This is a genomic window from Halomonas sp. BMC6 (genome assembly GCF_964204995.1).
Lineage (GTDB): Bacteria > Pseudomonadota > Gammaproteobacteria > Pseudomonadales > Halomonadaceae > Vreelandella.
Genome location: NZ_CAXNSH010000001.1, coordinates 1,317,325 through 1,330,703, shown reverse-complemented (window position 1 = coordinate 1,330,703; position 13,379 = coordinate 1,317,325). Strand labels below are relative to the sequence as shown.

General features: G+C 55.0%; 10 protein-coding genes. 5 read left to right on the top strand and 5 right to left on the bottom strand.

From position 1 onward, the window contains the following. Window positions 1-11 precede the first annotated feature (11 nt). From eat to AB6K10_RS06340, 3 genes are all read right to left on the bottom strand, one after another. The gene (gene eat, locus AB6K10_RS06350; RefSeq protein WP_285263882.1) at window positions 12-1,445 is read right to left on the bottom strand and encodes an ethanolamine permease; all 1,434 of its coding nucleotides are present in this window, start codon (window positions 1,443-1,445) and stop codon (window positions 12-14) included. A gap of 155 nt (window positions 1,446-1,600) precedes the next feature. Next, a complete protein-coding gene (eutC, locus tag AB6K10_RS06345) occupies window positions 1,601-2,443 on the bottom strand; it encodes an ethanolamine ammonia-lyase subunit EutC (RefSeq protein WP_339118205.1) in 843 nt (280 codons plus the stop codon). Window position 2,444: 1 nt separating this feature from the next. Next, a complete protein-coding gene (locus AB6K10_RS06340; RefSeq protein WP_339118204.1) occupies window positions 2,445-3,851 on the bottom strand; it encodes an ethanolamine ammonia-lyase subunit EutB in 1,407 nt (468 codons plus the stop codon). A gap of 217 nt (window positions 3,852-4,068) precedes the next feature. On the opposite strand from AB6K10_RS06340, the gene AB6K10_RS06335 reads away from it, so the two are divergent. Next, the gene (locus AB6K10_RS06335; protein WP_339118203.1) at window positions 4,069-5,013 is read left to right on the top strand and encodes a helix-turn-helix domain-containing protein; all 945 of its coding nucleotides are present in this window, start codon (window positions 4,069-4,071) and stop codon (window positions 5,011-5,013) included. Between the two features lie 95 nt (window positions 5,014-5,108). On the opposite strand, the gene AB6K10_RS06330 is transcribed toward AB6K10_RS06335, so the two are convergent. Together AB6K10_RS06330 and AB6K10_RS06325 are read right to left on the bottom strand one after the other, a co-directional pair. Next, a complete protein-coding gene (locus tag AB6K10_RS06330) occupies window positions 5,109-6,860 on the bottom strand; it encodes a PilZ domain-containing protein (RefSeq protein WP_253019053.1) in 1,752 nt (583 codons plus the stop codon). 207 nt (window positions 6,861-7,067) lie between these two features. Further along, complete coding sequence (locus AB6K10_RS06325) at window positions 7,068-9,869, bottom strand: GGDEF domain-containing protein (protein WP_339118202.1); 2,802 nt, start codon at window positions 9,867-9,869, stop codon at window positions 7,068-7,070. 511 nt (window positions 9,870-10,380) lie between these two features. Between AB6K10_RS06325 and AB6K10_RS06320 the strand changes: the two genes are divergently transcribed. The 4 genes from AB6K10_RS06320 (at window position 10,381) to zigA (ending at window position 13,324) form a co-directional block, all read left to right on the top strand. Continuing rightward, the gene (locus AB6K10_RS06320) at window positions 10,381-10,743 is read left to right on the top strand and encodes a helix-turn-helix domain-containing protein (protein ID WP_167520870.1); all 363 of its coding nucleotides are present in this window, start codon (window positions 10,381-10,383) and stop codon (window positions 10,741-10,743) included. Between the two features lie 198 nt (window positions 10,744-10,941). Then, window positions 10,942-11,556, top strand: a complete 615-nt coding sequence (locus tag AB6K10_RS06315; protein ID WP_339118201.1) for a class I SAM-dependent methyltransferase — start codon at window positions 10,942-10,944, stop codon at window positions 11,554-11,556. Between the two features lie 132 nt (window positions 11,557-11,688). Next, complete coding sequence (locus AB6K10_RS06310; RefSeq protein WP_044630516.1) at window positions 11,689-11,964, top strand: TIGR03643 family protein; 276 nt, start codon at window positions 11,689-11,691, stop codon at window positions 11,962-11,964. Window positions 11,965-12,097: 133 nt separating this feature from the next. Then, entirely contained in the window at window positions 12,098-13,324 is a 1,227-nt protein-coding gene (gene zigA, locus AB6K10_RS06305) for a zinc metallochaperone GTPase ZigA (RefSeq protein ID WP_339118200.1), read from the top strand. The last annotated feature ends 55 nt before the right edge of the window (window positions 13,325-13,379 follow it).

The window sequence follows — 13,379 nt, the reverse complement described above, 5'->3', positions numbered from 1 at the left end:
TGCCGTGGTGATTACAATTTCGCGGAGGCGACCTTCGATGCGACAGGGTCGAGATCCTCCGGCGCGGCGGTGACCAGCGCGAACTCCTCTTCTGCGGTTTTCGCGACTAAATGATTTTTGCTGTAGAGGAAGTAGTAAGCCGCTCCAGCAATGAACAGCACGATGGTGTAGTTGAACGCGCGAGGGTCAAACGCGTAGACACCGGTCAACGCGACGAGCGAGAGCACCAACGCGATGCCGGAGGTCACCACGCCTCCCGGCGTTTTATAGGGGCGCGGCAGGTCGGGCTGTTTCACGCGCAGCATAATATGGCTAAGCGCCATCAGCGCATAAGAGATAGTCGCCCCCACAACGGCCATGCCTAACATCAGATCGCCTTCCCCGCTCAGCGATGCGAGAAAGCCCAAAATACCGGGCACAATCAGCGCTAAGTAAGGCACTTTACGCTCGCTAGTGAGCGACAGCGGTTTGGGTAAATAACCCGCCCGAGAGAGCGCGAATACCAGGCGGCTATAGCCATAAATAATCGAGAAGAACGACGCGATCAAACCCGCTAAGCCCAGCACGTTGACCAGGGTCGCCAGCGTGGGATTACCCGCCGCATTCAGCGCATCTACCAGCGGCACACCGCTTTGGCCAATCATCTCAGCGCCCGCCGCACCGGCCAGCAGCACGACTACGAGCAGGGCGGTGAAGAGCAAGAACAGCATCGCACCAATGATGCCTTTGGGCATATCCCGGGCGGGGTCTTTCGCCTCCTCGGCCGCCAGCGGCACACCTTCAACGGCCAGGAACAGCCACATACCAAAAGGAAGCGCCGCCCAAATACCGTACCAGCCGAACGGCATGAAGGTGCTCGCCCCCGCCGCATCGGTGGGTGCAATATCAAACAGGTTGGCCGAATCGAAATCGCCAATCAGCGCCACGGCGGTGGCCAAAATGGCAAAGACCGCCAAACCGCTAATCACCATCATCACTTTCAGCGCTTCCCCCACACCCGCCAGGTGAATGCCGATAAACACCGCATAAAACAGCAGATACACCAGCGGCCCGTTAACGCCTAATAACGCTTCCACCGCCGAGCCAATAAAAATCACGATGGCCGCTGGGGCTAGCGCGTACTCGATCAACACCGCAAGCCCGGTCAAATAGCCGCCTGCAGGCCCCATGGCTTGGCGGGCAAAGCTGTAGCCGCCCCCTGCCGCGGGAATGGCGGCGGACATTTCTGCCAGCGCCAGCACTAGCGCTAGGTACATCAGCGCCATCAAACAGGCGGCAATCGCAAAGCCGCCCCAGCCCGCTTCGGCAATGCCAAAGTTCCAGCCCGCAAAGTCACCGGAAATAACGTAGGAGACCCCAAGGCCCGCGAGCAGCATCCAGCCTGCCGTACCTTTACGCAGCTGGCGCTTGGCCAGATACGCCTGATCAACCGTTGGTTGTGTCATCGTTTTGCCCTTTTCAGTGTGGAACGCAATGGGTGTCAGCGGCGTGCTGTGATCCTGGTTCCGTCTTGTTATTGGGAGAGTCGTCAGCGGTGTTATTGAAAATGTCGTTAGCGTTGTTATTGAAAGTGTCGTCCGCGTTTTGCGCGTTGTGCTCGTCAATCAGCCACAAGAAAATTCCGAGTTGAACCGCTGCTGCCCTCCAAGACGCTGTCTTCGCTGCGGTCTTTTAGCTTCACGCCGGAGAGCTTGCGCTCCCGCGCCTCGGTTAACAGCAGCAACAAGCGCCGGGCCGCCTCTTCATACGCAAGCCCGGCTGGCCGCACGTTGGAGATACAGTTACGCCGATCATCTTTTAACCCCACTTCGGGGCCCCAGGTCATGTACAGCCCCAAACTATCTGGGGAGCTAAGGCCAGGGCGCTCGCCAACCATGACGAGCACTGCATCTGCGTTGAGCAGCGCGCCTACTTCGTCGCCAATCGCCACGCGCCCTTGTTCCACCAGTGTCAGCGGTGCGAGCTGCCATTCGTTCTTGTCGCGCCCGAATGCGTCATACAACGCGGTGAGAAACGGGGCGCTGTTTTGCTGCACCGCCAGCGCCGAGAGGCCATCGACGATCACCACTGCCAGATCAAACCGTTGACCGCTTTCTGCCGCCTGCTGCAGCGTTTGCCGGGATGCCTCGTTGAGGCGTCTGCCGTAGTCGGGCCGCTGCAGGTACATCGCGCGGTCCTCTGCACGGCTGTGTACCGCAAGCGGTGCGGTGCTCAAGCCAAGCGCCTGGGTCAGCTCATCGGCCAGCACCTCACACTCCAGCGGGCAGTGAACCGCATCTTGGGCCTGGGCATGGGCGAGTTGAAACGCGAGCAGCTGTTTGGTGGGTAGGCTCACCCCCGCGCGCCCCAAACCAATGCGCGCGTCGGTAAAGGCGCGCAGGCGCTCCCAGGGGTTTTCAATGACGATCGGCGCAGTGGTTTCCTGCGTGGGTTGCTTAGCCATCTTAGTCGCTCCCCTTCGGCAAGTGGCGCAGGCTGTTAGCAAAGGCGGCGGGCAGTTGGTCGTTAAGACGATGGGTGCTCACATCTTGGAAGATCTGCATCTTGGCCAGCCACTGCTCGAACTCTGGCGCGGCTTTTAGCCCCAGCACCCGACGGGCATAGAGCGCATCGTGAAACGACGTGGTTTGATAGTTGAGCATGATGTCGTCAGAGCCGGGGATGCCCATCACGAAGTTGCAGCCCGCCACGCCCAGCAGCGTCAGCAGATTATCCATATCGTTTTGATCGGCGTTGGCGTGGTTGGTGTAACACACGTCGCACCCCATCGGCACACCTAAGAGCTTGCCGCAGAAGTGATCCTCCAGCCCGGCGCGAGTGATCTCTTTACCGTCGTAGAGATATTCAGGGCCAATAAACCCCACCACCGTGTTGACCAGCAGCGGATTGAACTTGCGTGCCACGGCGTAGGCCCGGGCTTCGCAGGTTTGCTGATCCAGCCCGTGGTGAGCATCGGCGGAGAGCGAGCTGCCTTGGCCGGTTTCGAAATACATCACGTTGCGACCCACGGTGCCTCGGTTCAACGTTTGTGCAGCGGCTTCGGCTTCCGCCAGGGTGCTCAAACCGAACCCAAAGCTGCGGTTGGTGGCTTCGGTGCCGCCAATGGACTGAAACACCAGATCCACCGGTGCGCCCTGTTCAATGGCTTCTAGCGTATTGGTCACGTGGGTCAGCACGCAGGATTGCGTAGGGATCTCGTATTTCTGGATCACGTCGTCCATCAGGCGCATTAGCTTGATGCTCTGAGCGACGTTATCGGTAGCCGGGTTGATACCGATCACCGCATCGCCGCTGCCATACAGCAGGCCATCGAGAATACTCGCCGCGATGCCGGTGACGTCATCGGTGGGGTGGTTGGGCTGTAAGCGGGTCGAAAGCCGCCCCGGCAGCCCAATGGTATTGCGAAATGCCGTGGTCACGTGGCATTTCTTCGCCACCAGCATGAGGTCCTGGTTGCGCATCAGCTTACTCACCGCTGCGGCCATTTCCGGCGTAATGCCGGGCCGGGCAGCGGCTAGCGCTTTACTGGTGGCGTGGTCCGAAAGCAGCCAGTTGCGAAAATCGCCTACGGTCAGGTGCTTCAGCGGCGCAAACGCCTCTGCATCGTGGTCGTCGATAATCAGGCGGGTGATTTCGTCCTGCTCGTAGGGGATCAGCGCGTCGTTCAAAAAAGTGGTGAGCGGCAGCTCCGCCAGCACCATTTGGGCGACGACCCGCTCTTCTGCGGACTCTGCCATCACCCCAGCGAGGCGGTCGCCCGAGCGCGGCGGCGTGGCTTTGGCCATCAATTCGGCGAGCCCGCTAAAGCGATAGCGGCGGCTCCCCACCGTGGTGTGATAGGTCTGCGCCATGAGCCTTCCCTTCCCTTCTCTTACCTGTTCGATACTCAAGGCGCGGTATGCGCGTTGAGGAACAAAACTTGCTTGTTCTCACAATAGCGCTATCACTTAACGGGGAGTATCGAGTTTTGGCAAAACACACCAAGGCTATAAAAACCAATAAGAAACAGCGGGTTAATAAAGACAACAAGGCGTGGACGCGGTTGATTCACGCTGTCAGGAGCTGGTGATGACCTTGACGCCTACCCAAAGCGCACCAAAAAAGTGCATTCAAGAAGCGTTTGATGCCGATGAGCATGCGCAAAACCTCACCCGTTGGCAGCAGCAGTATGATCAGCTGACCCCAGGGCGGTTTTATGGGCGGCTGGATGAAATTGCGTTGCCTGCGATTCAGGTGTTCAAAGAGCACACCGGCCAAGCGCTGCGTCAGGATTGCCGGGTGTGGGAGGATTCTTTATGGCTGGGCATTCCAACCCGACCAGCGGGCTCGCGTATCAATGGGCAGCCGCTCGACGCGCAGCAAGTGATGTGCCGCCCCGGCGGGCGCGATTTTGAATTGGTAACCCCGGAAGCCTTCGATATTTACGGGCTGGTGATACGCCTACCGGCATTACACGCCGCTGCCGAACGCCAGGGCATCACGCTGGATGAGCAGTGGATGATCGCGCCCCGCCGGCATGTGAACCCTGCCACGCTGCGCGCTTTACTGTTTCTTTTGGAGCGGCTGTTAGGCCAACAGCAGGGAGCCATTGCTGAAAAGCTACATCAGGATATTCTTTTAACCGGCCTGCTGGAGCTTTTAGATGCCCAACAGCCCAGTGGCGAGCTGCCTCCCAGCTACGCGCATCGCAAAGCCGTGGTCGACCGGGTCAAGCAGTACGTCGACGCGCATGTAGACGCCCCCATCACCGTGGATGCGCTGTGTGAACTGACCCATGTGAGCCGACGCACGCTGCAATATAGCTTTACGACGATTTTAGGCATTAGTCCGCTGCAGTTTTTGAGGCTGACGCGCCTTAACCGAGTGCGGCGCGCCCTGCGCGCCGCTGAACCGCCACAAACAGTGACCGAGATTGCAACGTATTGGGGATTTTGGCATTTAGGACAGTTCGCCCACGACTATAAGCAGCAGTTTGGTGAGTGCCCTTCGCAAACACTACAGGGGCCAGCCTAGCATCGCCGTTTATCTTATATATGAGAATGGATGCATTGACGACACTGTTTACCTTCTTAAAAAAGGGCTGCTGAGACAGCAGCCCCATAAGCCCGTTATACCTTGTGAAATATAACACCATAGTCATTCGGGTCGACGACGCCCTCTAGTCGACCAATTTGCGAAAAGTCGCCTTGCTCTAAAACACTATCGATATTGGTATCCATAAAGGCCAAGTTTTTAACGACATTGACTTTGATCGGCATACCTTTACCGTCGATATCAATGATCCACGCCAAAAAACCACCGGAAAATTTTGCAAGGCTTCCAATAGGGTAAAGCCCATAGCACTGAATATACTCGACCAAGGTCGCTTTATCATAACATTGTGGTGCCTCACTAATTAAGCGATACGCATTTAACGGTGTCAGCGGCCTAACGCCATTTCTCCCATACATCAACTTGCTCACCGCTTTAATGATAGACACTACAAGCACATTATCTGATATCTGTGACCCTTTAAGATTGAAAGGGTACCCCGTTCCATCCAATAACTCGTTGGCATGCAACATAATATCTTCACAGGTGGCACTTGGCTTCCAGCCGAGCGACAGCAGCTTACTCCTTAGGGTCACCACATGCTGCTTTAGGATCTCTTTATGTCGAGGCGACATGTTCGCTTTCAGCGTGGGCAGCTCTTCACTGACCAGCAACGGTTTGCCCATGGTATGTAACAGGGCGCCCACCACAGCCTCTCTGACGTGTATGGAATGAGGGTCCCTAATCAACAGGATATCGGCCATTTGTACTGCGACTCGGACAGCCTGCCGAACCCAGTCAGGCTCGTTGTGTAAAAACGCAAGCGCATACAAAAGCGCTTTCCTATCTTGTCTCAACAAATAGAGGATGGCGTCGGCGCAATCGTAGATCACCTTTTCAGGAAAGTGATCGCGGCTTTTTATATACATCAAAGAGTATTGAAGCTGGTGAGCCAGCTCCAAGACGCCTCTCTGCATTGGTGACTGCCTCAGGCGCTTTTTTTGTTCCTTTTCTTCACGCTGTATCGCCGCTTTTTCGACTGCGCCAGGTATAAATAAGGGAGAGTGACCAACTACGCGATCGTTGCTACCCGAGCGGTAAGCGGCTTCTCGCTCTGCCTCATTCACGATATAAAAAAGCTCTTCTGTCTGATGAGGCTCTAAATTGACATATTCGATTCCGAGTGCTGCATATCCGTGGTTACCAAAAGGACGCATATGCCTGATGACTCCTTCGGAAAAGAAACTGGCACCATTCGGAAACTCAATGGTAACGCCAGGAAGCTGCTGACCGACGGTAATGGGGACGGTGTCTTCAATCGCGACATCTACCAAGCATCCCCCCACGGATATATTGCGTAGACTTCCCGCCACGATCAATCCATCCAGATACACCTCGACGCTCACTTTTGCCCGCATACCCAGTATGAAAGGAATACGAACGGCGCCTCGTTGCTCTAGCAAAAACACTGAGCTAGGCAGTTGACACTCTAATCGATATGTCGAGCTGTCTACTTTGACGGCCTTTGTAGGAATGTTACTAACACTATGAATATCACGCGTTAGCGCTGAGTTTTTCACTGAGCCATCTAGTGGATTTAGCGTTTCAATATCAAAACTAACTTTTCCATCTCGGACATAACTATTAAAACTTTCTCCGTGACACTCCACCTCGATAACTAAGAGGCCGGTCTCGACATTAAGATCGATGATATTCGCTTGTAAAGCATACGGCATGTCTTTCGCATATACACAAATCTCATACTGATGCTTAAGAAACGATTGTACAACATGAGCTGTTGGGTTTTGCACAGGAGCGGAAGCAGGCATAGAACCACCATTTAAGTATTTTTAATTATAATGCAGCAACCTACCACTACATTTTAATACTTAGGTGGCTAAGTGCATGTTTTATTTTGTAAACTTAAAAAGAATGTGAACAAACGTTAAATATTAAACGTATTGATCGACAATGGGGCAGGCGAGTGCTAATCACTGGTCAAAGAAAACATCACAAAAAGAATCATTTTCAAACTTCTATACGAGCCACTTATTCGCAAAATGGTCAGCGGTTAAAGGTCGGTCATAAAAGTAGCCTTGGGCTTGGGTACAGCCCATCGCGATGAGGGCCTCACACTGCTCCTTCGACTCGATGCCTTCAGCGATCGTCTGTAAGCCTAGCGCGTTGGCCATCGCAATGATCGTTCTCACGATAGCGCGATCATTTTCGCTGGTGAGCATGTCGCGTACGAATGAAATGTCGATCTTGATCTTGTCCGCAGCAAAGCGTTTCAAATACGCCAAGGAGGAATAACCGGTACCGAAATCGTCAATCGACAACCCCATCCCATGGCTTTTGAGCACTTCCGTGATGGCAATGGCATCGTCGGGATGCGTCATGATGCCGCTTTCGGTAATCTCGATACTCAACGCCTGAGGAGAGATGCCATGCGCTTGGCAACTCGCGAGGAGCGTCGTCACCAAATCGCTATCTTCGAACTGATCGGCGGCGATGTTAATGGCTAGCTGCCCTCGAAGCTCGACACCCTGGCGCTGCCAATCGGCTAACTGGCGGCAGGCTTGATCGATGACACAGTTCCCTAACGCCGCAATCATGCCTCGCTCTTCGGCAATGGCGATAAACTGCACAGGAGAGACCTCTCCCAGCTCTTCATCCCACCAACGACACAACGCCTCCGCCCCAATGAGTTGGCCACTGCGCATATCGACTTGCGGCTGAAAATGGAGGTAGAGCGACTGATGAGCAATCGCCATCGCTAGGCGCTTGGCAATATGCAGCTGCTGAGCGACGGCATGGCCCATCCAGTGTTCAAAGGTGCGCATCGTGAGTTTCTGACGCTTCGCTTGGTACATGGCAATATCAGCATGCTTCAGTAGCGCCTGAGCCGACTGGCCATGGTCGGGATATAGCGAGATCCCCACGCTGACGGACAGTTCGGACGAGTGCTGCTCTATCACCATCGGTTGATGCAGGCTGGCACAGAGGATGTCGGCCGTTTGCATGGCGCTAACATCGTCGTGAACTCCCCGGCAGATCACCACGAACTCGTCACCGCCCAGACGGGCTAAATAGTCGTCAGCAGGCAGCACGCTGCGAAAACGCTGCGCGACCTCTTTGAGCACCAAGTCGCCTACATCGTGGCCTGCGGTGTCGTTGATCTCTTTGAAGTGGTTGAGATCCAGTAGCAGCAATGCAAAAGGGGTTGGCGGATGATCATTGACGCACTCTTCAAGACACTGCATGAAGTCCGTACGATTGGGTAACTGCGTCCCAGCATCACGAAAGGCCAGTTGACGAATACGCGCTTCATCCCGTTGGCGGCCCAGCTCGGATGCCGCTCTTGCCGCAAATATTTGCAGTACCGTGCTCACGATTTGGGTCTCGAAGAGCGGTGCCTTGAACATCACCCCAATAATTCCGATGGGGCGACCTTTGGCGTCGTCTAGCCGTCGGCCAACGTAGGCATTCACCCATGCCAGAGCACCGTTGGACTCTACTGGAAGGCGAATGCCGGCGTTTTCATGCACGATACACTCACGCTGGGTCAAAACGTCCTGGCAAGGCACTCCTGCTAGATGGTAACTAAACGCGGACTGGCGAACGCCGTTGACATAAAGCGCCAAGACATTGGCGATGTTGGGATCTTGCTCGTCTAGCGTGGCGATAAAGCCAACATCAGCGGCTAGCGCGTTGGCCATATGGTCGGTCAGCTGCGTCAAGAACGCTTCGCCGTGCTGTGCGGAAACGGCTGTGGCTACTTGCGTGACGGCATGCTGGATACGCTGTTCGGCCTTACGATGACGAAGACTGTCGATACCAAAGGCAATGTCATCGGCCAACTCGCTCAATAAACGTACCTCGGCAGCGGTCATGGGCGAATCGTCGCTCTGGTAAAGGGTGATGACACCGAGTAACTGCCCTCGGTAAATCAGCGGTAGCGCCACCAACACGGCGACCTCCAAGGCCACTAGCGTGGTATCACTGCCCGAGGCATTGGGATCGCATTGCGGTCTATACACCACAGGGGCACGGCGCGATATTGCTTGGCGTATGATATCGCGGCTATAGCCCGCTACGAGCAGTTGCTTGGGGCTCAACCAACCGAGAACGTCGGCCTCTCTATCCGCACAGGCTTGTAACACCCCCTCAGGGTTCTCCATCCCCGGCACGATGTGATGCACCCAAGCGGCCGTGTACCCTCCGACGTCCACCAGCACGCGACAAGCGGATTGAAGCAGCGATGTTTCATCACTGGCATGAAAGCGCGCGTCATTACCTCTGCTCAACAGCCGCAGCGCCCGCTGTTTGCAGGCGATTTGCTGATCGGCCTGCTGTCCGACGAGCTGACGGGACAGCTCGACGCCTGCCAGCGAGGCAATGATGCGCATGACCTCATTGGCGTAGTTAGGCAGCTGCAGCGGACGCGAATGCATGAGCACGAGAATACCGTGACAGTGTCCCGAGGCATCGGCCATGGGCACCCCGAGATAGCTTTCCACGGACAGCGCGGCCAAACGAGCATCGTCAGGAAAGCAGGCACGTGCCTGAGAAGTGATGTGGAAGCAGGTGCGCTCCTTAACTCGCTCACACGGGGTGCCAGAAAGTGTATAGGGCGCGGCGTCGACGAATTCACCTTCCGACCACATGGCCAACGGCGTCGCAGTACCGCTACGATCGATACTGGCGACCAATGCATGGTCGGCACTGAGCAAATGCGCCAAGGTGTGGGCTAAATGGTGAAAGAACCCGCCTTTATTGACGCGGGACAATCCTTCGGCGAGCTGTTGGAAAATTTCTGGTGCCGTCGTAGGAGACATGATATTAAGCGCCTTCGGGTTTGATAGGTCAGCCACGTTGGCAAGCCAAATGCTTTGATCAAAGCCGAATTGACCGCTGTGTGATCATCCCTGAGTCATACAGTGATTGTCTCTGCTGCATGTGAGCAGCCACCTTAAAAAGCATCGCCCGTCCTTGCTACCTATGCCCATTGATGCCATTTGAGCAGCGGCGCTTAAAAGGCATATCTTTTTTATTGCTTAACGCATGATGCACAGCTCACGCTCTCTATCTTTCAAGCAAATGCTTTAAGCAATAACGCTTAAGGCCAATAACACACGGCCTTTAAATTTTAATGAACTTAACCATAAATTTATTTTAGATGACCGATTTAAATAGATTTAACTGCACTATTTATATGCTTTTTCCGCGCGCGGCCAAAAAAACAGTTTACGCCGCTCATTATCAACCTATCAGGGTGATATTCAACCTAAACAGTCCTTCATGTCAATAGGCCGTTCCCCAACCATTCAGGGCTATATGGAGGATCGTGTGAATAAAATCGAACAGAAACGGCTAGCTAGCAACATCGGCAGAGCCATTGCCAAACAGCGAATACGCAGCCAGTTGACCCAGGAAGAGGTGGCCGAACGCCTTGGGGTGGGCAATGAAGCCGTTTCTCGAATCGAGCGGGGGCGTGTCATTCCCAACATCGTCCGCTTATTAGAATTAGCCGAGATTTTCAATTGCGAAGCCGCCGAGCTTTTAGGTCAAGCAAGTGTTCATGTCGATGATCAAACACAGCGCATTAAAACGTTATTAGCCCCCCTAAAGCCGCATGATCGACAATTGATGCTAGAACTCATAGAAAGCTTGGCCACGCGTTTTCGACAAGATTCCTCCACCGAAGAGTAACCAACACGACTATCCCGACTCTTTTGAGCTATCACTGCCTAACGTATCCGCTCCCCCCAACGCGACTGGCGGGGTTGCCAGCACCTTTGGTGCTTCTCTACGGTTCGTGCTATAGGTAGTGAGCGCTGCATTCAGCATGGCAGCCCCAACACTCGACGCCGTCCTGGTGCCCAGCTCACTCCCACCTTGCGAGGCCCTATGCTGAACACGACTTCCTGGAATCGTCTTCGCTACAGCGCCTACGCGCCTCTCTACGATGCGATTGTAGCGCCCGCGTTGCGCAGACCAAGACGTGTCGCGCTCAGCCATGTGGACTGGGAACCCGGTATGCGCGTTCTCTTGGTGGGAGCAGGGACGGGGCTGGACCTCCCCTTTTTGCCCCACGAGTTAGAAACACACCTGACCGATCTCACCCCTGCGATGGTCCGGCGCGCCAGCGCCAGGGCCGAGCGCTATCAGCGTGATGTGGCTTGTCATGTCATGGACGCCACCCAACTCGTCTATCCTGATGAACACTTCGATGTCGTCATCATGCACCTGATTTTGGCGGACATGCCTCGCCCGGAGCAGGGTTTGGCAGAGGCCTATCGCGTACTGAAACCCGGCGGGCAACTGTGCGTCATGGATAAATTCCAACCCGACACCCAACCTGCCGGGTGGGGGCGCCGCACGTTGAACGTATTCACTTCGATCATTGCGACCGATATCACGCGTCAAGCCAGCCCCATGATCCAACATGCTGGCTTTCGTATTCAGCGAGACGAGCCGGTACTCATGAACGGTCTGTTTCGTGCCCTGCTCGCCGTCAAATAGCGCTGTGTAATTGCTCATCGCTTGCAAAAACCTATACAATAAAATTAATGTGTATAGCTTACGTTGCACAACCCGTGGGGCACTGGGGTTTGCCTGCTCTCTATTCGAAAACGTCAATGATGAGGACGCGCCATGCCCAAAGCCGCCGTAAAGCGCTTTCGTCGCCTGCCAGAGGACGAACAGTCTCGCGTCATCGAAATGGCCTGGGAAGATCGCACGCCTTTTGAAGCGATCGAACGGCTATTTGGTTTAGGGGAACCCGATGTGATCGAGGTCATGCGCTACCAGATGACCCCAGGCTCATTCCGCCTATGGCGCAAGCGGGTCACGGGCCGCACTACCAAACATCAGTCGCTTCGCTCGCCCGATGTGATGCGAGGCTACTGCCCTACCCAGTACAAACGTTAACGCCACTGTCTTATTGTCCCACTCTCTCTTCTAATATCTTACTCACTAGGAAGGAACAGTGAGGCGAAGACCATTTTCAGCGCCCCAATAATGTTATATTATCACATAACATATACTATGAAAGGTCTTGCCAATGTCGTTGCTTTCTCCCTTACCCGTGACCGTGCTTTCCGGCTTTTTAGGTGCCGGCAAAACCACCGTGCTCAACCATATCCTGGCGAACCGTGAAGGCCTCCGGGTGGCGGTGATCGTCAATGACATGAGCGACGTCAATATCGATGGTACCCTGGTACGCGGCGGCCCAGGCGAGTCAACGCTCGACAGTGACGTTGCGCTCAACCGCGCAGACGAGCGCTTGGTCGAAATGAGCAATGGCTGCATCTGCTGCACTCTGCGTGAAGATCTGTTGGTCGAGGTCAGCCAACTGGCCCGTGAAGGTAAGTTTGATTACCTGGTGATCGAGTCGACCGGCATTTCTGAACCGCTGCCTGTCGCCGAAACCTTCACCTTTGAAGATGAGAGTGGTCAAAGCCTTTCCCACGTTGCCCGGCTAGACACTCTCGTGACGGTGGTGGACGGGGCTAACTTCCTCGCCCAATACCAGGAAGCGCAAAGCCTTGAAGAGGTCGGAGAGAGCCTGGGCGAAGAGGACGAACGTAACGTCGCAGACCTGTTGGTCGACCAAATTGAATTTTGCAATGTCCTACTGATCAGCAAGACCGACCTGATCACTGAGAAAGAGCTGGACGCTTTGAAAGCGATTCTACGCTCGCTCAATCCCGACGCAGACATCGTGCCCATCACCCAAGGTGGCGTGCCGCTAGAAAAAGTGCTGAATACAGGCAAGTTCAACTTTGAACACGCGCAGCAAGCGCCCGGCTGGCTGAAAGAGCTACGTGGCGAACACATCCCCGAAACCGAAGAGTACGGCATTGGCAGCTTCGCCTACCACGCTCGCCGCCCTTTTCACCCTCAAAAGTTTCACGACCTGTTAAACGCCGAATGGTTTGGCAAAGGCCTGCTGCGCTCCAAAGGTTTCTTCTGGCTGGCCACCCGCCCTCGCTATGCGGGCCAGTGGAGCCAGGCAGGTGGCATTGCCCATCACGGCCCGGCAGGCGTGTTTTGGAAAGCCATTCCTGAAGCCGACTGGCCAGAGGACCCAGAGTATCGCCAATTCATTATGGAGAAGTGGCAAGAGCCGTTTGGCGATATGCGCCAAGAGCTGGTATTTATCGGCCAAAACCTAGATGAGGCCAGAATGCGTGAAGCGCTGGACGGCTGCCTGCTCAGCGAGGCGGAGCTTTTGGAAGGTATGAAGGTATGGCAGCAACTGCCCGATCCATTCCCAGCCTGGGAGTGAATCGACTTCACTGTCTACTATTTGATACCGCATAAAAAAGAGAGGCCTAGGCCTC